Here is a 19,628-nt window from a genome sequence, read left to right on the forward strand (position 1 = left end):
ATCAGGTACGCCGATCGTGACAGCCAAAAAGTCGTTGAGCACCATTCTGGTCAGCGAGCAGGTTCCCGCCCACCTTGCTCGCTCAGTCATCGAGGAGAAACTGCGAAGCGCCATTCTGGACGGCCGACTACCAGCAGGCATGGCCCTGCGACAACAGGAACTGGCCACGCTGTTCGGCGTCAGCCGCATGCCCGTTCGCGAAGCCCTGCGCCAGCTTGAAGCACAATCGCTGCTCAAGGTCGTGATGCACAAGGGTGCCGTGGTGGCACCGTTGATCGGCGAGGATGCCGTTGATACCTACAACTTGCGCCTGCTGCTGGAAACCGAGGCACTGCGCCAGTCCATTCCCAACCTCACGCCGGAGCACATCGGTGCCGCACGGCGCTATATCGACCAGCTCGACACCGAGACCAACCTCAGCGAGCTCGGCCGCCTCAACCGCCTGTTCCACATGGAACTGTACGCCGGCACCAGCAACCGCAAGCTGTTGCGCCTGATCGAACACGAACTCAACGAAGAAGAACGGTTCCTGCGCTTCCACCTGTCGACCATGGGCCTGGGCAAACCCACCCAGCAAGACCACATCGAGCTGGTCGACGCCGTGCACGATCGTGACATCGAACGCGCCGTCAAAGTGCTCCAGCATCACCTGACCAACGCTTCAAATACCATCCGGCACTATTTGGACACACGCGAGCCGGACTGAACGGCTGCCGCGCCCAGGGAGGCAGCGCGGCACAAGGAACCACAGGCCCGATCACCCGGGCATAGGAACCCCAGTGCACGCTGAAGGCAATCAGTGGTTGATGGTCGCAAACTCCGGGCAGCCGGCGCTGATGCGCCTGATCTGCTTTTCCTGCCCCGGCAGCGATCCGCAGCAAACGCTGGAGTGGGCCAGCGACCTTGATGATCACATCGAATTGGTATCGGTATGCCTGCCCGGGCACGGTTCGCGCAGCGATGAAATGGCGCTGCAGGAATGGCCAAGCCTGCTGGAGCAGACGTTTGCCCAACTCAAGCCACTGCTGGCCGAGCCCCATGCCCTGCTCGGCCATTGCCTGGGTGGCAGCATTGCCTATGAAATCGCCAAGCGCGCGTCCCGTGCATTCCCCGGGCAAACCCGTCACCTGTTCATCGCCGGCTGCCGCAGCCCCAACAGCCAGGTGCGCGCACCGCGGCAGCACGCAAACCTGCTTCTGTCCGACTCATGGTCGGATACCCTCGGCCATTCCCTGGATGTTCCCCTGACGGCACTCTATGGCACTGATGACACATTAGATCCACTGACCGACATGTTGCCCTGGGGGCATTTCACTCAACGCGAATTCGAGTTGATCGAACTGTGCGGCGATCACTTCTTCCTGCATAACCAGCGTCACCGCCTGCTGCACATCATCAACACCCACCTGGGCTTACTCAGCCGCTGACTCATCCCCCGCTTTACTCACGTTCAGAAACCTCCCTCGAATGGAAAATCTGCCATTTAGCGCACACTCTTGCATTGGCCTGAGGCCGTGACCGGCCCGGAGTAACTTCGGGCTGCCGACAGCCACCCATGCAGGAGCAACGCCCACCGGGCCGCGTGCCGTCAAACACACCAACTTATAAATCCGGCCCTTCGAGTGCTTCGGGTGAGGCATTCACCCACTTTTATTTATTTTGACCTTGAAACGTTGAAAGGGGAGCGCTCGCACCTCTAAAACCTGCCGCGCAGGCTTTAGCGAAACCCTATTATCTTAAATTCATATCTTATTGTTTTTTAACAAATTTATTTGAATAAGCGAGAATTAATGGTCTAGCTTTCTACGTAACTGGCGCGCCACTTATCAGCACCAGAACTCAATATTCGAATATTAATTTACACCCACCACCCTCAGTAAAGGAGATGTTCACAAACCGTCAGGCTGATTAAACCGCGTTGTTGATTACCCCCGTGTTCAAACACATTAAGGAAGCGCCATGACCTTTCAAAACGTTTTGCTTGAACAGAAAAAAAGCGAACTGGGTGCTCACCCGATATTCGCTGAAATCAACTCATTGCCGGTGTTGCAGCGGTTCATGGAAACCCATGTATTTGCCGTATGGGATTTCATGTCATTGACCAAACGCCTGCAACGAGAACTGACGTGCGTGAACCTGCCCTGGCTGCCGCCACGCGATGCCAAGGCAGCCAGGTTGATCAATGAGATTGTCTTGGGTGAGGAGTCAGACCAGCATCTGCAGCAGGGTCATTACAGCCATTTCGAGCTGTACCTGGACGCAATGCGCGAAATCGGCGCCGATACCGGCCCGATCGAACACTTTGTCGCGCTACAGGCCGAAGGCGTCAACTACGTCACTGCCTTGCACAGCGTCAACGCGGACCCGGCGGCCATCCATTTCGTCTGCAACACCCTGGAAACGGCACTGCATGCGCCTGCCCACGCGGTGGCAGCAGCGTTCCTGCATGGCCGCGAAAGCGTGATACCGCACATGTTCCAGCGCCTGCTGGACGACTGGGGCATTACCGAGCGCCAGGCGCCGACGCTGTGTTACTACCTGCAACGGCACATCGAGGTCGACGCTGACGACCATGGCCCCGCAGCCCAGTCCCTGCTGGACCGCCTGGTGGGCGACGACCCGCAGCGCCAGCAGGAAGTGCATGAAGCCGCCCTTGCCGCCATCGACAGCCGCATGGCCCTGTGGGATCGCCTGCGCGTCAGCATGCACGCCAGGACCGAGGTGGACGCATGAACGCCACCGACTATTGCTCATTTGCCGAAGCCTGGGAGGAGCGCGCCACTATTCGCACGCGCCCTCGACGGCGGGTGGAAGACGACCAGCGGCTGATCTATCCGCTTAGCCGCCAACCCTTGGTACTCAGTGCCACTTTCCAGCGCGAATGCCCGCACCAACGGGACTTCGCCCTGGTGCAAAGCCTGTACAAGTTTATCCATGACGTAGTGATCTTCGAAACCGAAATCGTTAATCACACCGCCAGCGCCATCGCCCGGGGGCGCTTTGCCCCCCCCTACCCCTTCGCCTGCCGCTACGACGCGATGACCGTGGTGGTGGACGAGGACTATCACGCGCTGGTGGCCATGGACTTCATGCAACAGACCATCGAGCTGACGGGTATCGAGCCCGTTGCGCTGCCCAGTGAAATCGAGCTCAGCCGGGCCATTCCGGCAGCGTTGGCGCTGCTGCCCGAAGCCCTGCACCAGGCCGGTGAACTGATCTGCGTGGCAATCGCGGAAAACACCCTGACCAACGATGTTGCGGCCTTTGCCCGTGACGAGTCGGTCAAGGACTCGATCAAGGGGCTGATGGCCGACCATTTGCTGGACGAGGGGCGCCACTCGACCTTCTGGACCCGCCTGGTGCGCATCTATTGGCAAAGCGCCCCAGACCCCGACAAGCGTCTGTTGGCGCAGATGCTGCCGACCTTCATCGAGCGCTACCTGACCAATGACATCCAGAAGGCCTTCGACCTGGCGCTGATCGAGCACCTGCACCCAGCCCCCAGCGTACGCCAGGCTCTGCGTGAAGAGGCGCAGGGCCTGGCCTTTCCGATCAACCGTCAACACCCACTGCTGGCCAACATCCTGCGGTTTTTCCAGGGCAGCTCGATACTCGACAGCCCCTGCGCGCGCGATGCCCTGGCCGCTTATCTGCCCTGACCAAGGAGAAGACCATGAGACGTCTGCAGATCATTTTGTGCGGTTCCAGCCCGGCATTACGCCTGCTGGGCAGTACGTTACGCGATCACGGGCACCAGTTGGACGGCAGCGCGGAGTTCGCCGAGCTGCTGATCGAAGACGGCAGCGATGTACCTCTGCCGCCCAACCTGGCGCGCTGCCTGCACCTGGGCTTACGCGTCAGCCTGGAAGCCAGGGGCGACGGCCTGCCCAGCGTGCAGTGGCAGTGCTGGACCGGCAGCGCCCAGGCGCAGCGCCTGATTATCTGCCAGGCGCCGGGTTTGCAACCGGACGGCAACGGCCAGGGGCTGCGCACGCGCGTGGTGGAATGCCTGGTGGAACGCATGACATTGGAAGTGACCCGCTTTGCGCGTGCGCCCCAGCATTTCGCCCACTGGCCAGCCTGCGATGCTGCCGCGCTGTTGGACCAGCAAGGGTTGCATGCGCTGGAACCGCTGGCCTTCCTGCACCGGTTCAACCAACCCGGCCACGCACCCGCCCAGCCACCGTTGCTGCAACAGCTGCACACCAGCCTGCTGCACCATGCGCAACGGCCCGCCTTGCAGTTGGCCGAGGGCACGCTCAGTTACCGTGAACTTCAACAGCGGGCCATGGCGATAAAGGCTGCGCTGCAACCCTGCCTGGTGCCCGGCACGCCTAGCGTGATCGGTGTGTGCCTGGAAAAGTCAGCCGACCTGTACGCAGCGCTGCTGGCGGTACTGGGCAGCGGCGCAACCTATCTGCCCATGGACCCCCTCCACCCGGCTCTGCGCTTGCAGGCCATCGCCGAGAACGCCAAGGCCTGTCTGCTTCTGCACAGCGGGGCAGCGCCGTTCACGGCCAACGGCATGGCCACGCTGCAATTGGACAAGCTGCCCGCCACCGAGCAGGCCCCGTTGTTCACCACCCTGCCCGACCAGCAAGCCGCCGCCGTGGCCATCTATACCTCCGGCACCACTGGCCAGCCCAAGGGCGTGCTCTTGAGCCATGCCAACCTCAACCACTTCCAGGCCTGGTACCGGCAGCACGTGGACCTGCAACCGGGTAGCCGCGTGCTGCAATTTTCCACCATCGGCTTCGATGCCTCACTGCTGGACATACTGCCCACGTTTATCGCTGGCGCAATGCTGGTAGTGCCGACTCCCGACCAGCGCCGCGACCCCGATCAACTGTTGACGCTGATCAATGACCACCAGGTCAGCCACGCCTTTCTGCCGCCGGCTCTGCTCAGTGTCCTGCCTGCCGCCGCGCCGCTGGCATTGCAGCACCTGGTGACCGGGGGCGACGTCTGCGAGCCTGCGGTACTGGAGGCCTTTGCCGGCCGCTGCCAACTGCACAACATCTACGGGCCGACGGAAACCACGGTGCTGGCCACCACCCGGCGCATGCGGGCAGGGGACAACCCACGCCAGCTGGGACGGCCCATCGACGGTGCGCAGGTGCTGATCCTGGATGAGCAGGGCCAGCCGGTGACCGACGACACGCCCGGCGAGCTGTATATCACCGGTGCCGGCGTGGGCCTGGGTTATCTGCACAACCCGGCCCTGAGTGCGCAGCGCTTTGTCACCCTGGCCCTGCCAGGTGGCCAGAGCCTCGCGGCCTACCGCACCGGTGACATTGGTCAGTGGGGCGGCGACGGCATCACCCTGTGCGGGCGGCGCGACAACCAGGTGAAGATCCGCGGTTTTCGCGTGGAGCCCGAGGAAATCGAACATTGCCTGCGCGCCAGCGGCTTCTATGGCCAAGTGGCCGTGGTGGTCGACCCGCAGCGCCGGCTACTGGCGTTCGTTGCCCAGCCGCGACAGGCTGAGGGCCAGGCCCTGACCCGGTTGCAAGCCCACGCCGAAGGGCACCTGGCCGACTACATGCGGCCCCTGCACTACTGCGAGCTGAGCGTGCTGCCGGCCACCGCCAACGGCAAGGTCGACCGCCAAGCCCTGCTTCGCCTGCCGCAGGCACAGACACGCGAACGCCCCCGGCTAACGCCTGCCAATGCAGCCGAAACGAAGCTGTTGGCGCTGTGGAGCGAATTGCTCGAGCTTCCCGCCGAGAGCCTCTCTACCGACGACAGTTTCTTCAACCTGGGCGGCCATTCGATCCTGCTATCGCAGATGCTGCTGCACATCCGCGAACGCTTCGGCACGGGCATTTCAATAAACCGCTTTATCGAACAGCCCACCCTCAAGCGCCTCGCCGAGCTGGTCAGTGGCGTGGAAGACCAGGTGCGCCAGGTCAGCGCCCAGGCACTGAGCGATGCGTTTCGTCCCCTCGACCTGCAACCGCTGCCGCTCGATCAGTTGGGTGACGTGCACAAGGTGGTGGTCACCGGCGCCAACAGTTTTCTCGGCGTACACATTGTCGAAGCGCTGCTGGCCTGGGGTGTCAGTGAGGTCGCCTGTCTGGTGCGCGCCCAGCCGGGGCATGCTGCCGACGAGCGCTTCCATCAGGCACTGGTTGAAAATCGTCTGGAGCACCTGGACCTGAGCCGAGTCCGGGTGCATGCCGCCGACATCACCCAGCCGCAACTGGGCTTGAGCGATGAGCTGTACGCATACATCGACGAGCACTATGGGGCGCTGATCCACAACGCCGCCGTGGTCAATCATGTGCTCGACTACGAAGCCTTGGCGGCCAGCAATGTCGAGCCGGTGTTTCATTGCCTGCAACTGTGCGAGGGGCGCCGCAAGAAGATCTTCAATTTCATTTCCACACTGTCAGCCTCCAGCGTGATCGATGCCGACGGCAACGTGCTGGAAGAGCCCCCGGCCGACACCCCACCCATCTACATCCGCAACGGCTACAACCTATCCAAGTGGGTGGCCGAGCGCATTTTGCAGCGGGCCCGGGAAATGGGCGTATGGGCCAACCTCTACCGCCCCGGCAACATCACCTTCAACAGCCGCACGGGTGTATGCCAACCGCACAAGAACCGGCTGATGCTGATGCTCAAGGGCTCGTTGCAACTGGGCCAGGTACCGGCCCTGAGCCTGAACTTCGACCTGATGCCGGTGGACTTCCTTGCCCGTTTCCTGGCCTTCCATTGCAGCCGCTATCAGCCTCGGCAAGCCGTATTCAACCTGCATAACCCCGAACCCCTGAGCTGGGCCAGCTACGTGGCGTCGTTTCGCGAAGCCGGACGCGAATTCGAACTGGTCAGCATTGCCCAGTGGCAACAGCAACTGGGCCGGGTGGACAGCGACAACGCCCTGTTCGGCGTGCTGGGTTTCTACCTCGACGGCTTTGAAGAGGACATCGGTGACATCTCGCGCATCGACCATGGCAACGCCCGCAGCGGCGTAAGGCGCATGGGCGAGCGCTACCCCAGCAAAACCCCGGCGCTGCTGCGCAAGGGTTGCGCGTACCTGAAGGAAATCCAGTTCATCTGACCCCCCCTACCCCAGGAGAAACACCATGAACGCATTGACTCCCGACACCCTCATCCGCAACCCGTTGGGCTGCACCGTGATCGCCGGCGTGGACGTTACCGCGGATGCCGACAAGGTCTGGAAAGTGGTCGGCGATTTCGCCGGTTTCCACCACTTCATTCCGGCGCTGGAGCGCATTGAAATGACCGGCAGCGGCGTACGTTCGGTGCGCAAGAAGTTTTTCAAGGACGGCGAGAACATCGTCATCGAGCAGCTCAACAGCCATGACGATCAGCAGCGGCGCATGACCTGGAGTCTGATCTACACCACCCTGAACATCGGCAATCTGTGGGCGTCGATGGAGGTTCACCAGACCGAAAAGGGCTCGCGGGCGACCTGGACCATCAAGGGCGAACCATGGGAAGGAGGCGCCGAAGCGCTGCCAGACTTCCAGGCATTCCTGCAGGCGTTTGCCGATGACGCCATGAGCAACGTGCGCAACCTCTTTGTCTGAGCCGTAACAGCAACTGTGTTGTACGGGGTTAACCCGTAGCTGCCGTCAGGCTGCGAAAAGGTCCGTAGGACCTTCGGCGGTGTCATGTCGATCGCGGGCACGCCGCGCGCGCCCTCGCGGCCCGGCGGCAGCTCCACAAGATCACAATTCGCCAAAACGCGCACAGTGTTGCAAAATGCGTAAAGCTTCATGAAAATAAGACTAATTATCATTCATGCAGTTTGCGCAGCGCGTCCCTATGTCCTCCCAAGAATATGCCGTGCACTCGCTCTACCGTCATCACCACGGCTGGCTCAATACCTGGTTGCGCTGCCGGCTGGGCAATGCCGCCGATGCCGCCGACCTGGCCCAGGACACCTTCCTGCGCCTGCTGCAGCGCACAGAACGGCTGGAGCTGAGCGCACCGCGCGCGTTTCTGCGCACCATCGCCCGTGGCCTGGTAATTGACCACTGGCGCCGCGAAGAGCTACACCGCGCCTATCTGGAAAGCATTGCGCACCTGCCACCGGCCGAGGTTCCCAGCCTGGAAACCCGCGCCCTGCTGCTGGAGTTGTTGGACGGTATCGCGCGCTTGCTCGACGGCCTGAAGCCTAAGGTTCGCAAGGCCTTCCTGCTGTCGCAGTGCGAAGGTCTGGCCCACAAGGACGTTGCCGAACAGTTGGGCGTGTCGTTGCGCTCAGTGGAACGCTATGTCGCCGATGCCCTGTTTCACTGCTACCAGTTGCGCTATGAACAGTGACCACGGCGCAGCACCCGACCCGCAAATAGTGCGCCAGGCAATCAGTTGGATGATGCGCATGGGCAACGCTGGCGCCAGCCCCCGCGTGCAACGTCAATGCGCAGACTGGCGAGCCGCCGACCAGCGCCACGAACTGGCCTGGCAACGCATTCAGTCACTGAACCAAGAAGTGGCCAGCCACTACCGCGCCGTGCCTGGTGCCGGGTTGGCACTGGAAGCCAGCGCCCAGCGGCTGAGCCGTCGGCAGGCGCTCAAGTTGCTGGGCGTGGCCGGCCTGCTGGGCAGTGCCGCCTGGCTGGGCGGCGATCTGGACCAATGGCAACAATGGTCGTCGGACTACGCCACCGGTGTCGGCGAGCGTCGCAGTTTCGTTCTGCCCGACGGCTCCGCGATGCAGCTCAACACCCGCAGCGCCGCTGATATCCGCTTCAGCCGCCAACAACGCCTGGTCAGCCTCAGGCACGGCGAAATCATGATCAGTTGCAAAGCCGACCCACGGCCTTTCCAGGTAAGCAATTGCGATGCCCTGTTCGAAACCGGCAACGGCCGCTTCACCGTGCGCCAGCAAGACGACTGCACGCGTCTGAGCGTGACCCGCGGCAAAGTCGCCATCCATTCACCGCAAGGCGGCTCACTGACGTGGGCGCAGGCTGGCCAGAGCTGGCAGGTAGACCAGGCTGGCCCTCGCCTGATGGCCACGCCGGACATGGACATGGGCGCCTGGGCCGATGGCCTGATCGTAACCCGCAACATGCGCCTGCAACCCTTCCTCGAAGAGGTGAACCGCTACCGCCATGGCTACCTCAGTTGCGCGGCGGGCATAGCCGACCTGCGCCTGTCCGGGGTGTTCCGCCTCGATGACACCGACAAGTTGCTGGCCTTGCTGCCGCAGGCGCTGCCAGTGCGCCTGCACAGCCGAACCCGTTTCTGGGTTCGCTTGGAAAGCCTGCAAGGATAATTGTCTTGTGGCAGCTGGCTTGTCAGTTCCCACACGTTTGTAAAATTTTTTTTGGCGGGTTTTGCCAGCCCGTCCGGCTTGGACAGTAATTCATCTGTTCATGCCCCCTTGGAACCGCACCATGACTGGCAAAGCCCCTTTGACTCGCTTCCCCCTGGACCTGCGCGCCGCACTGCTGTCGGCAGCCGTCGGCGTGGCCGCCCTGCCAATCGCCGTGCAAGCGGCAGAGCCAGGCGCTACGCAATCTGCCGACCGCACCTACAGCATCGCCGCCGGCCCTCTAGGCGAAGCCCTGAATCAGTTTGCCCGCCAGGCTGACATCACCCTGGCCGCCACCCCCACGCTAACCCAAGGAAAGCAAAGCGCAGGCCTGCAAGGTAACTACAGCGTCCAGCAAGGCTTGAGCATGCTGCTGGCCGGCAGCAGCCTGCAGGCAACCCGCGCAGACGGCGCCCGCTTCGTGCTGCAGGAAACCCAAGGCGAGGCAATGACCCTGCCGGCCACTGACGTGCGCGGCTTTTCCTTGGGCAACGCGCTGGGCAGCACGGACGGGTACAACGCCACCCACAGCCAAATCGCCACCAAAACCAGCACCGCGCTGCTGGAAACCTCGCAAAGCGTGTCGGTGGTCACCCGCCAGCAAATGGACGATCAGGGCGCGCAAACCGTTGCCCAGACCATGCGCTACACACCCGGCGTGCTGACCAACCCCTACGGCGCCACCCACCGCTACGACTACATCGCCATGCGCGGCTTCAACGACGGCTCTGTGGATAACATCTACATCGATGGCCTCAAGTCCATGGGTGATAGCGGCACCTACAGCACCATGCAGATCGACCCGTACTTCCTGGAGCGGGTAGACATTCTCAAGGGTCCCTCATCGGTGCTCTACGGTCGCAGCTCGCCGGGCGGCCTGGTGGCATTAACCACCAAGAAACCGCTGTACGAGGACTACCACGAAATTCAGGCCACGGTCGGCACCCAGGGCGAGCACGGCGTGGGCTTCGATTTCAGCGGCCCGCTGGATGACGAAAAACACATCGCCTACCGGGTGACAGGCCTTACCCACCAGTCCGACACCCAGTTCGACCACAACGAAGAAAAGCGCTACGCCATCGCGCCAACCCTGAGTATCGACTTCGACGAAGACACCTCACTCACCCTGCAAGCCTACCTGCAGCATGACCCCGAAGGCGGCTACCACGGCGGCCTGCCGGCGGACGGCCTGTTGCACCAGCGCAACGGCCAGCGCATCTCCGAGCACTTCTTTGAAGGTGAACCGGACATCGACCACTACAGCCGCGACCAGCAGTCATTCGGCTACCAGTTCGAACACCGTTTCAACGACACTTTCACCGCCCGGCAGAACTTCCGCTACCTGGACTCCAAGGTCGACCTTGACCAGGTGTACGGTTATGGCTACACCAGCGCCACCAGCAACGAGCTGAACCGCTACTACTCGGGCGCCAGCGAACGGCTGCACTCGTTCATCATCGACAACATGCTGCAAGCCGAGTACTTCACCGGCGCGGCCAAACACACCACCTTGCTGGGCGTCGACTACCAGCGTCGCAAGACCGTGGTGGACTGGACCAGCGGTTCGCTGGCGGCCATCGATGCCTTCAATCCGGTATACGGCAACTCCACCATCAGCTACTACAGCCCCACCAGCTACCTGCGCCGCCTGCAACAGACCGGCGTGTACCTGCAAGACTTGATCGAGCTGGACAAATGGCGCTTCTCCCTGGGCGTACGCCAGGACTGGGTGAAAACCTCGGATGAGAACCGCATTGCCGAAACCGACCGCCCTGTGGGCACCACGATCAGCGACGATCGCAGCAAGCTGACCACCCGCGCAGGCGTGCTGTACCTGTTCGACAACGGCATCGCGCCCTACCTTAGCTACTCGGAGTCGTTCAACCCCAACTCTTATTCCGACGCCAGCGGCAACCCTTTGCCTCCTACTGACGGCACCCAGTGGGAAGCCGGCCTGAAGTACCAGCCGCCAGGCACGGAAAACCTCTACACCGCCTCGGTGTTCCGCATTGATCAGGAGAACCTGGCCACCAAGCTGCCCCAGGAAAACTTCTACCGTGCCGTCGGCGCCGTGCGTTCCCAGGGCGTGGAGCTGGAAGCGCACTTGCAACTTACCGATAACCTGAAGCTGCTGAGCAGTTACACCTTCACCGACCTCAAATACACCAAATCAATGGTCAGCACGCTGAGCACGGCCGATAACATTATCGAGAACAAAGGTAACTCGCCCACCCAGGCACCGCGCCAGATGGCGTCGGTATGGGCTGACTACAAATTCAGCAGTGGCGCACTGGATGGCCTGCGGTTGGGTGCGGGCGTGCGCTACGTGGGTTACAGCTGGGCTGACGCCGAGAACACCATGAAGGTGCCGGCTTATACCTTATACGATGCCTCGGTAGGCTACGACCTGGGCAAGATCGGCCTCCAGGGCCTGGACCTGCGCGTCAATGCCAACAACCTGACCGACGAGAAATACGTGGCCACCTGCGCCAGCCTGAACTTCTGCTACGTGGGCGAAGAGCGCAACGTCACCGCCACCCTGAGCTACAAGTTCTGACGTGTTGGCGACCCTGACGCGGTCTTGCTGCGGCTCGTGGCAGCCGCCGCAAGGCGCGTGCGGTGCCTACACGGTATATTCGGTCTCCAGCTCATCGAGCTGGTGGTCGAAGGCACGCAAGCGCGTCGACCAGGTGTACACCAACACTTCCATTTCCCGGTCCAGGATCGCACCGCCCTTGACACTGCTGCGCGGGTCGCAGAAATCCAGCAGGTAACGCTGGCGCGCCAGTGCCGTGGCAACGCCCGACAACTCCCGGGCATCCTCCAGCCAGTGCCAGTCGCGGCTATGTATTTCCTCGTCGAGCCCCTGGCATTGCCGGGTCAGCGCCTCCAGGGATTTCTCCAGCGGTGTACCCGCCAGGTCGCCCATCACCTCCTGAAACGTGCGCCCGGGTTGCCAGTAGTTACCCCAGAAATAGCGGTCGAACACGGTCTCGACCTTGCGCAGGGCAACCTTGGTATCCCAGATGCGCACTAGGGTGTGCCCTTGGGTTTGCCGTCGCTTTTTCAACAAAGCATTTTCGTGCATCGACCAGGCCAGCACCGCCATCGCCAGCACGCCGATCAGGCCCAGCGCGCTATTGAAGAAAACCAGAGCCTGTTCGATCTGATGGGCCTGTATGACCCCATAGAAGTAAGTGGCAGTAATCAATCCGAGCGCCGTGGTGGCGCACCAGAAGCCTGGAGCATAGGAATCTTTCATAGTTATTATCATCCCATTGACCCGGGGCCAGTGATGACTGAAAGAATCCGCGTGAGTACCGCCGCGCGGTCATGAACAGACCACAGGAACCCGATAAATCAGAGCATAGGACAGGCTGCGACAATTGCTGTCGAGCAAAGTCAAAAGCACGGCGGTAGCGGATAAGCGGCAGGGTCAGCGCACTTTGTGCAGCATTTCGTTGAGCTGGTCGATAACTTCGGCCCAGTCGGCATCTTCAAGAATTTCATCGCGCAGGAACGCGGCCTGGGAAGGCGTCCAGAAAAATGCCTCGTGCAACTTCAGCCCCGGTTTGAGCGGCGAGTGGCTGCTGAGGAATTTTTCGATGCCGGCGGCATCCGACGCCAGGCCCAACTGTTCGAACAAGGCCGGCAGGCTATGGTTGGGCGATTCCATGTGGCTACCCTCGGGGTCAACTAAACTCTAAGTAAAGGCAACTTTGATACAGACGTCGAGTGCTCACCCGGAGGTGCACGTGGGATCGGTAATTGTGTTGACGGTCAACCAGGCGGCCGTGGGTCTGATCCTGTTCGGCCTGGTGATGCTGGCCATCGAAGCGCTGCTGCCCACTTACGGTGTACTGGGCGTGGGCGGCCTTGTGGTGCTGTTGCTGGGCGTGGTGGTGCTGGTCGACGTCCAGGGGCCGAGCATTGCCGTATCGGGCACCCTGGTGCTGGCGATCGCCGCGGTTGGGGTGGTGTTGTTGATCACCGTACTGGCCATGGCCATCAGCGCGGCGCGCAGGCGGCCCGTGGGCGGCGACACCGAACTGGTGGGCAAGGTAACCCTGGTTTCCGCCCTGCAGTCGGACAACCCCTGCGCCGGTTGGATTCAGCTGCAAGGCGAGCAGTGGCAAGTGCGCTGCACCAACCCCCTGAAGGAAGGTGAAGAGGTGAAAGTGCTGGCACGTCGTGGCGTGCAACTGGAAGTCGCGGCAGCGAAGCCGGCTTCGGGAGAATGAACCATGTTCATTGAAATCGGCTATGCCGCCGTGTTGGTGGTGCTGTTCATGCTGGCGCTGTCCACCTTTCGCATCCTGCGCGAATATGAACGCGGCGTAGTGTTCCAGCTGGGGCGTTTCTGGCAGGTCAAGGGCCCGGGGCTGATCATTCTGATTCCGGTCGTGCAGCAGATGGTCCGCGTGGACCTGCGCACCGTGGTGCTGGACGTACCGCCCCAGGATGTCATCACCCGTGACAACGTGTCGGTCAAGGTCAACGCCGTACTGTACTTCCGCGTGCTGGACCCACAGAAGGCAATCATTCAGGTGGAGGACTACCTGATGGCCACCAGCCAACTGGCGCAGACCACCCTGCGCGCCGTACTGGGCAAGCATGAGCTGGACGAACTGCTGGCCGAACGCGAACGGTTGAACATGGACATCCAGCAGGTGCTGGACGCGCAGACCGACGTATGGGGTATCAAGGTGGCCAACGTCGAGATCAAGCACGTGGACCTCAACGAATCCATGGTGCGCGCCATCGCCAAACAGGCCGAGGCCGAACGCGAACGGCGCGCCAAGGTGATCCATGCCGAAGGCGAACTGCAAGCCTCGGAAAAACTCATGCAGGCCGCCGAAATGCTTGGCCGCCAACCGGGCGCCATGCAGCTGCGCTACATGCAGACCCTGGGCGCCATCGCCGGCGACAAAACCTCGACCATCGTCTTCCCGCTGCCCATCGAGCTGCTCAAGGGCATGGCCGACCTCTCCAACAAGAACACTTGACTGGTGACATGTACAAGCTGCAGTCAGGGCCGCAGGACCTGCGGCGGTGTCTGGCTGATCGCGGGCCCGCTGCGCGAGCCTTCGCAGCCTGGCGGCAGCGCCTACGAGCCACTCGGTCGCCGCGGCCGTTGATAGGCGATGTTATTTTTTCTGCGGGGTTTCCCAGCCGCCGCCCAACGCCAGGAACACGTTGATCTGTTGCATCGCCACCTGGGTGTTGGCCGCTGATAGTTGTGCCGTCACGTCGGTGTAAGTCTTGGTGGCCTGCAAGTCCGCCAGGAAGGACTCGCGCCCGGCCATATAGAAGCGGTGGGTCTGGTCGGCCGCCTGGCGGGCCGATTCTTCGGCGTCCGCCAGGGCGTCGCGACGTTCGAGCAAGGCGGTGTACTGAGCCAGGCCGGTCTGTGCTTCGCGCACGGCGTTCAACACTACGCCATCAAAGTGGGCCAGGGCCGCCTGTGTGGATACCTGCGCTTCACGTACCCGTGCGCGGGCGCCATTGCCCGGGATGGTCCAACTGATGAGCGGGCCGAAGCCCCAACGGTTGGTGGTGTCTTCACCCAAATGCTTGAGGAAACCGACCGAACCCACGGTGGCACCAATGCTGATGTCCGGGTAGAGCTGACCGGTAGCAACACCGATTTCAGCGGTGGCGGCCGCCAGCTTGCGCTCGGCCTGGCGTACATCCGGACGGCGCTTGAGCAACGCTGCGCCATCACCTACCGGCATCACCTGGGCAATCTTCGGCAGTTCGGAGCAGTCAGCAGTACCCGCCGGCAGCTGGTTCACCGGCCTGGCCAACAGCATGCCCAGCTTGTATAGCCCGGCCTGGCGTTCAGCTTCGAATTTCGGTAGGTCGGCGCGCAACGACTTGAATTGTGTCTGGGTACGCGTGACCTGGGTTTCATCGCCGCGGCCTGCATCCCGCAGGCGCTGGGTCAGTTGCACGCCCTGCATTTGCAGGTCCAGCGACTTCTGGGCAATGTTGCGTTCTTCGTTGGCAGCGCAGATTTGCGTGTAGGAACGCACCACTTCGGCCACCAGGGTGATACGCGCCGTGTCGGCAGCGGCCTGCGCCGCATCGGCGTTGGCCTGGGAAGCCTCGACGCCGCGTTGCAGCGTGCCCCACAGGTCAAACTGGTAGGACGTGCTCAGCGACAGGTTACCGACGTTGGCCACCGGGATCTTCTCGGCCTGCAAGTACGATTCCGCCGACTCCTGCAAGCGCTGGGCACCTGCCTCGGCCTTGGTGGTGAAGCCACCGGCATCCTGGGCTTCTTCAATCTGCACACGGGCGCGGTTGAGGTTGGCCGCAGCCACCCGCAAGTCGGTACTGGACACCAGCGCCTGGTTCACCAACTGGTCCAGGCGCGGGTCGTTGTAAAGCTTCCACCAATCCCCCGGCACCGGCGCCGATACCACGTTGCTGTCACCGGTGGCCAGGCTGCCCTGGAAATCGGCGCGATTGATCGCACTGTCCTTGGGCTGGTGGTAATTGGGTCCGACCATCTGGCAAGCCGACAGCAGCAGCCCAAGGGCCACCGCCGAAAGACGCACACCGTGATTCATCGGCTGGTCTCCACAGGCTGGCCGGCGTCATCGATAATCGACACGGTGGCGGTGCGCCCGGCAATCATGCGGAAGTGCTCCGGCACGTCGTCGAAGGCGATACGCACCGGAATCCGTTGGGCCAGACGCACCCAGCTGAACGCCGGGTTGATGTTGGGCAGCAGGTTGGAGCCGCTGCTGCGGTCACGGTCCTCGATGCCGGCGACGATGCTCTGCACGTGGCCGGTCAGGCGGGCGTTGTCACCCATCACGCGGATGTCGACCTTTTGCCCGACGTTGATCAGCGGCAGCTTGGTTTCTTCGAAGTAGCCATCAACGTGGAACGAGCTGCTGTCGACCACCGACAACACCGGATGGCCCGCCGCCACGAACTCATGGGCACGCGGCGCACGGTCGTTGAGGTAGCCGTCTACCGGGCTTTTGATCACCGAGCGGTCAAGGTTCAACTGCGCAGTGTCCACGGCCACCTGGCCCTCGGCCAGCGCAGCCTGGGCACGCGCCAGCTTGGAGTCGCTCTCTTCCAGTTGCTCCTTGGCCACCAGGTTGCCCAGGCCACGGTTACGCTTGGCCTCGCGCTGGGCCTGGGCCATGGTTTCCTGGCGGTCGGCCAGTGCGGCCTTGGCCTGACGCAGGGCCAGGCTGAAGCGGTCCTGGTCAATGGTGAACAGCACCTGGCCACGCTTGACCACTTCGTTGTCACGCACGGCCACGTCCTGGATCAGCCCGGACACGTCCGGCGAAATCTGGATCACGTCGGCGCGAATGTGGCCGTCGCGGGTCCAGGGGGCGAACATGTAGTACATCACCATGCGATAGACCACGACGGTGGCCAGTGCCACCACCAGCAAGGTCAGAACAAGGCGGCCAAAGGTCAACAGAGGTTTTTTCATGTCATCAGGTTTCGGCAGAGTGCGTCCACCGCGCCTAGCATCAGCGCGTACAGACCAACGTTGAACAAGGCCCGGTGCCAGACCAGGCGATAAAAGTGCAGGCGATTGAGCACGCCATGCACCATCAGAAACAGCACATAGGTGATAGCCATCATCACCAGCAACGTGGGCAGGAAAATCCCGCTTACATCAATTTCACCGATCATAGAGGGGCTCCATCCAGGCCGTGCGTCGGCAGCTCGGGGGCATCGCTTGGCTCGATCACCACTTCCACGCCAGGCAGTAGCGCCAGGCGCAAGCCGCTGAGCGAGTGCAGCATCTGTACCCGCGTATCAGCCCCATCGCCCATGTTCTGCTGGCTCAGTGCCCGGCGGGCACGGTCCATGGTCATGAGGATAGTCATGGGGGCAGGCAAGCGTTCGCGGGCCTTCAGGCAGGCGCGGAAATAACCGCCCACTTCATCCACCACCTGGCGTACCTGAGCCCGCGGGCCAACAGGAATGCGCGGCATGTAGGCCAGCAGGTCGAGCATGTTCAGCGCCACGCGAAGGTCGCGCAACGCGCCACCGGTGTCCTGGCCGGTCTGGGCCAGGCGCGGCAAATGCTGCATCAAGCGGTCGAGCATCTGCACGCCCATGGCCCGATGTTCGGCCAGTGTCGCCTTTTCGCTAAGGCTGACAATGTCGCGCCAGCTGAAGCGGGTCATGCGTTTGGCCGCCAGCTCGGTACCGAAGGGCCGAACCATCAACGTCCAGAGGAAGGCGAACAGCAAACCTGCCGGCCCGGCCAGGTTGGAATTGATAAAGGCCAGGAAGTTCGCATCGTAGGCGGTGTCGAGGCTGATGAACGTGGCGCCGTTGACCAGCGTCAGCATCATGCCCAGGTTGAAACGCGGTTGCAGGGTGAGCGTGGCAGCCGTGATGAAAGGTACCGCGAACGCCAGCGCCAGCATCGGGAAGTCATGCAGGTTGGGCAGGATAAGGAACAGGTAGAGACTGGACATCACCACCGCGATCAGCGTCCAGAAGAAGAACCGGTAGATTTGCGGCGCTGGGTCGTCCATGGCGGCGAAAAAGCTGCACGCCACGGCTGCCAGGATCACCCCGCCACCGCCGTCAGCCCAACCGGTGAAAATCCAGATCATCGAGGCAACGGCGATGGCCATGATGGTGGTAAATGCCGAGTACATCATCATGCCACGGTCAAAGAACGGCGACAGGCGTCCAAGTCGCCAGTGGCGATAGACCGCGCGCCACTGCGACTGGTCTTCGGTCTCGATGGCCGTTTGCAGGGTGCGCATGTCCTGCCACAGGTCAATCCATTCGCCCAGCCGATACAGCGCGTTGGACAGCAGCAACTGGCGGCGGTCATCCAGCGCCTCGGGGTTGGGTTGCATCGCGGCCAGGCGCGCGTGCAACTCGGTCCACAGCTCCAACGGGGCGCCGTGGCTGGTTTCCTTGAGCCACTGACGCACGTCTTCCAGCACCGGCGCTAGCACGGCGATCAGCTCGGTGCGACGCTCGACGGCAATCAGCGCATCGTCCAGGGCGTCGATGGTGGGCAGCAAGTGGATCATGCGCCCGCGCAGTTCCTTGATATTGCGAACCGTTTGCGGCAGCGCACCTTCATGGGGGATCTGGCCAATCATCAATTCCAGGGAGTTGAACGTGGCGACCATGGAGGCGCGCAGGGTGCCCACTTCGGTAGCGGTAATTTCCCGCGACAGGAAACGGTCGCTATAGGTGGTGGCCTCGCCGAACCACTTGCGCGTGGCGTCGCCCAGCACCGGCGCCAGGCGCCGCGGCCAGAAGATGGAGCCAATGACAGCAGCGCTGATCAGGCCCAGGCAGATCTCCTGGAAACGCGCCGAAGCGATGTCGAACACCAGCGTCGGGTTGTCCACCACCGGCAGTGCGATCAGCGGCATGGTGTAGCCGGCCAGCATCAGGGCATAGCTGTTGGCCGTGCGCAGGTGCAGGGACAGGAACAGCAGGGTGCCGGTCCAGGCCGCGACAATCAGCGCCAGCAGGAACGGCGTCTGCACGAACATCGGCACGAACAGCACCGCCGCCGCCGCGCCGACAAAAGTGCCGATTCCCCGGTACAGGGCCTTGGACGTGGTAGGGCCCACAAACGGGCTGGAAACAATGTAGACGGTGGCCATGGCCCAGTAGGGCCGGGGCATTTCCAGTTTCATGGCGACGTACAGCGCCACCATCGAAGCAATGAAGGTACGAACGCCGTAGAACCAGTCCCGCAGCGGCGGGACATCACTGAAGAAGGCTTTCAAGACGAGTGCACCACCGTGCCCTGCCCGGCCTCTTCAAACGCCCTGACCACCCGCAGGGCGGCCTCAAGGTCGGCCGGCGCGATGTTGTGCAGCACTTCGCGGCGCAGGCGTACCAACTCCCCTTCGATGGCCTCGGCCAGCTCGCGCCCGGCGGGCGTGAGGCTCAGGGCCTTGGCGCGACGATCGGTGGGGTCTTCGGTACGCATCACGAAGCCTGACGAGCACAGCTGGTCGAGCAACCTCACCAACGAGGGGCTTTCCAGGCCGGCAGCATGAGCCACCGCGACCTGTCGCACACCGTCACCCAGGCGCACGATGATCAGCAACGGTACCGCACAGGCTTCGGAAATCCCGTAGTTGGCCAGCGTTGTCTGGCAGATGCGGCGCCAGTGACGGGCAGCCATGACCATCCCACTGCTGATGTTGAGGTGCAGCTTGTCGAGGTTCATTGGACAGGAACACACCGATATTCATAGTTCGCTAACTATCTATATTCGGACAAGGTGTCCCCCTCCGTCAATAGTGGCGGCTAGACATTTCGCAAAGCAGCGCGAATGGCTGGCAGCCCATTTGTTATAGAC

The 19,628-nt window shown here is 62.3% G+C and carries 18 protein-coding genes; 11 read left to right on the forward strand and 7 right to left on the reverse strand.

Going from position 1 to position 19,628, the window contains the following annotated elements; all coding sequences use genetic code 11:
* Nucleotides 1–16 precede the first annotated feature (16 nt).
* From PMM47T1_RS06190 to PMM47T1_RS06230, 9 genes are all read left to right on the forward strand, one after another.
* Nucleotides 17–706 (forward strand): GntR family transcriptional regulator, encoded by a 690-nt coding sequence (locus PMM47T1_RS06190; protein WP_008366851.1) that lies wholly within the window; start codon nt 17–19, stop codon nt 704–706.
* A 73-nt stretch (nt 707–779) separates the two neighbouring features.
* A complete protein-coding gene (locus PMM47T1_RS06195; RefSeq protein ID WP_008366852.1) occupies nt 780–1,427 on the forward strand; it encodes a thioesterase II family protein in 648 nt (215 codons plus the stop codon).
* Between the two features lie 532 nt (nt 1,428–1,959).
* On the forward strand, nt 1,960–2,733 hold the full coding sequence (locus PMM47T1_RS06200; protein ID WP_008366855.1) for a DUF3050 domain-containing protein: 774 nt from the start codon (nt 1,960–1,962) through the stop codon (nt 2,731–2,733).
* Nucleotides 2,730–3,659, forward strand: coding sequence for a diiron oxygenase (locus PMM47T1_RS06205; RefSeq protein WP_008366856.1), 930 nt, complete (start codon nt 2,730–2,732; stop codon nt 3,657–3,659). The genes PMM47T1_RS06200 and PMM47T1_RS06205 overlap by 4 nt, the downstream gene beginning before the upstream one ends.
* 14 nt (nt 3,660–3,673) lie before the next feature.
* Nucleotides 3,674–7,063, forward strand: coding sequence for a non-ribosomal peptide synthetase (locus PMM47T1_RS06210; RefSeq protein WP_008366857.1), 3,390 nt, complete (start codon nt 3,674–3,676; stop codon nt 7,061–7,063).
* A 25-nt stretch (nt 7,064–7,088) separates the two neighbouring features.
* Nucleotides 7,089–7,556, forward strand: a complete 468-nt coding sequence (locus PMM47T1_RS06215; protein WP_008366858.1) for an SRPBCC family protein — start codon at nt 7,089–7,091, stop codon at nt 7,554–7,556.
* A 238-nt stretch (nt 7,557–7,794) separates the two neighbouring features.
* Nucleotides 7,795–8,295, forward strand: coding sequence for a sigma-70 family RNA polymerase sigma factor (locus tag PMM47T1_RS06220; RefSeq protein WP_043300827.1), 501 nt, complete (start codon nt 7,795–7,797; stop codon nt 8,293–8,295).
* Nucleotides 8,285–9,253 (forward strand): FecR domain-containing protein, encoded by a 969-nt coding sequence (locus PMM47T1_RS06225; RefSeq protein WP_043300800.1) that lies wholly within the window; start codon nt 8,285–8,287, stop codon nt 9,251–9,253. Before PMM47T1_RS06220 ends, PMM47T1_RS06225 begins: the two co-directional genes overlap by 11 nt.
* A gap of 121 nt (nt 9,254–9,374) precedes the next feature.
* On the forward strand, nt 9,375–11,849 hold the full coding sequence (locus tag PMM47T1_RS06230) for a TonB-dependent siderophore receptor (protein WP_008366861.1): 2,475 nt from the start codon (nt 9,375–9,377) through the stop codon (nt 11,847–11,849).
* 66 nt (nt 11,850–11,915) lie between these two features.
* On the opposite strand, the gene PMM47T1_RS06235 is transcribed toward PMM47T1_RS06230, so the two are convergent.
* Both PMM47T1_RS06235 and PMM47T1_RS06240 read right to left on the reverse strand, forming a co-directional pair.
* Complete coding sequence (locus PMM47T1_RS06235) at nt 11,916–12,554, reverse strand: hypothetical protein (RefSeq protein WP_008366866.1); 639 nt, start codon at nt 12,552–12,554, stop codon at nt 11,916–11,918.
* A gap of 174 nt (nt 12,555–12,728) precedes the next feature.
* Nucleotides 12,729–12,968, reverse strand: a complete 240-nt coding sequence (locus PMM47T1_RS06240) for a DUF2789 domain-containing protein (protein WP_008366867.1) — start codon at nt 12,966–12,968, stop codon at nt 12,729–12,731.
* A 79-nt stretch (nt 12,969–13,047) separates the two neighbouring features.
* Between PMM47T1_RS06240 and PMM47T1_RS06245 the strand changes: the two genes are divergently transcribed.
* Both PMM47T1_RS06245 and PMM47T1_RS06250 read left to right on the forward strand, forming a co-directional pair.
* Nucleotides 13,048–13,533 carry an NfeD family protein gene (locus PMM47T1_RS06245; protein WP_157212960.1) on the forward strand — a complete coding sequence of 162 codons (486 nt, stop codon included), beginning with the start codon at nt 13,048–13,050 and terminating at the stop codon, nt 13,531–13,533.
* 3 nt (nt 13,534–13,536) lie between these two features.
* The gene (locus PMM47T1_RS06250; protein ID WP_008366869.1) at nt 13,537–14,298 is read left to right on the forward strand and encodes a slipin family protein; all 762 of its coding nucleotides are present in this window, start codon (nt 13,537–13,539) and stop codon (nt 14,296–14,298) included.
* 141 nt (nt 14,299–14,439) lie between these two features.
* Here PMM47T1_RS06250 and PMM47T1_RS06255 read toward each other — a convergent pair whose 3' ends face one another.
* From PMM47T1_RS06255 to PMM47T1_RS06275, 5 genes are read right to left on the reverse strand one after another with little or no spacing between them, the layout of a single operon-like run.
* Nucleotides 14,440–15,867, reverse strand: a complete 1,428-nt coding sequence (locus PMM47T1_RS06255) for an efflux transporter outer membrane subunit (RefSeq protein ID WP_008366870.1) — start codon at nt 15,865–15,867, stop codon at nt 14,440–14,442.
* The gene (locus PMM47T1_RS06260; RefSeq protein WP_008366871.1) at nt 15,864–16,757 is read right to left on the reverse strand and encodes an efflux RND transporter periplasmic adaptor subunit; all 894 of its coding nucleotides are present in this window, start codon (nt 16,755–16,757) and stop codon (nt 15,864–15,866) included. The genes PMM47T1_RS06255 and PMM47T1_RS06260 overlap by 4 nt, the downstream gene beginning before the upstream one ends.
* A complete protein-coding gene (locus PMM47T1_RS06265) occupies nt 16,754–16,963 on the reverse strand; it encodes a DUF1656 domain-containing protein (protein WP_008366872.1) in 210 nt (69 codons plus the stop codon). The genes PMM47T1_RS06260 and PMM47T1_RS06265 overlap by 4 nt, the downstream gene beginning before the upstream one ends.
* Complete coding sequence (locus PMM47T1_RS06270; protein ID WP_008366873.1) at nt 16,960–19,047, reverse strand: FUSC family protein; 2,088 nt, start codon at nt 19,045–19,047, stop codon at nt 16,960–16,962. The genes PMM47T1_RS06265 and PMM47T1_RS06270 overlap by 4 nt, the downstream gene beginning before the upstream one ends.
* Entirely contained in the window at nt 19,044–19,496 is a 453-nt protein-coding gene (locus PMM47T1_RS06275) for a MarR family winged helix-turn-helix transcriptional regulator (RefSeq protein ID WP_008366874.1), read from the reverse strand. Before PMM47T1_RS06275 ends, PMM47T1_RS06270 begins: the two co-directional genes overlap by 4 nt.
* Nucleotides 19,497–19,628: the final 132 nt, after the last annotated feature.

Source organism: Pseudomonas sp. M47T1 (assembly GCF_000263855.1).
Taxonomy (GTDB): domain Bacteria; phylum Pseudomonadota; class Gammaproteobacteria; order Pseudomonadales; family Pseudomonadaceae; genus Aquipseudomonas.

Coding starts and splice junctions, on each gene's coding strand:
- PMM47T1_RS06225 (WP_043300800.1), top strand. CDS start 8,285: ATGAACAGTGACCACGGCGCAGCACCCGACCCGCAAATAGTGCGCCAG.
- PMM47T1_RS06230 (WP_008366861.1), top strand. CDS start 9,375: ATGACTGGCAAAGCCCCTTTGACTCGCTTCCCCCTGGACCTGCGCGCC.
- PMM47T1_RS06265 (WP_008366872.1), bottom strand. CDS start 16,963: ATGATCGGTGAAATTGATGTAAGCGGGATTTTCCTGCCCACGTTGCTG.
- PMM47T1_RS06275 (WP_008366874.1), bottom strand. CDS start 19,496: ATGAACCTCGACAAGCTGCACCTCAACATCAGCAGTGGGATGGTCATG.
- PMM47T1_RS06255 (WP_008366870.1), bottom strand. CDS start 15,867: ATGAATCACGGTGTGCGTCTTTCGGCGGTGGCCCTTGGGCTGCTGCTG.
- PMM47T1_RS06200 (WP_008366855.1), top strand. CDS start 1,960: ATGACCTTTCAAAACGTTTTGCTTGAACAGAAAAAAAGCGAACTGGGT.
- PMM47T1_RS06260 (WP_008366871.1), bottom strand. CDS start 16,757: ATGAAAAAACCTCTGTTGACCTTTGGCCGCCTTGTTCTGACCTTGCTG.
- PMM47T1_RS06235 (WP_008366866.1), bottom strand. CDS start 12,554: ATGAAAGATTCCTATGCTCCAGGCTTCTGGTGCGCCACCACGGCGCTC.
- PMM47T1_RS06215 (WP_008366858.1), top strand. CDS start 7,089: ATGAACGCATTGACTCCCGACACCCTCATCCGCAACCCGTTGGGCTGC.
- PMM47T1_RS06205 (WP_008366856.1), top strand. CDS start 2,730: ATGAACGCCACCGACTATTGCTCATTTGCCGAAGCCTGGGAGGAGCGC.
- PMM47T1_RS06250 (WP_008366869.1), top strand. CDS start 13,537: ATGTTCATTGAAATCGGCTATGCCGCCGTGTTGGTGGTGCTGTTCATG.
- PMM47T1_RS06240 (WP_008366867.1), bottom strand. CDS start 12,968: ATGGAATCGCCCAACCATAGCCTGCCGGCCTTGTTCGAACAGTTGGGC.
- PMM47T1_RS06220 (WP_043300827.1), top strand. CDS start 7,795: ATGTCCTCCCAAGAATATGCCGTGCACTCGCTCTACCGTCATCACCAC.
- PMM47T1_RS06210 (WP_008366857.1), top strand. CDS start 3,674: ATGAGACGTCTGCAGATCATTTTGTGCGGTTCCAGCCCGGCATTACGC.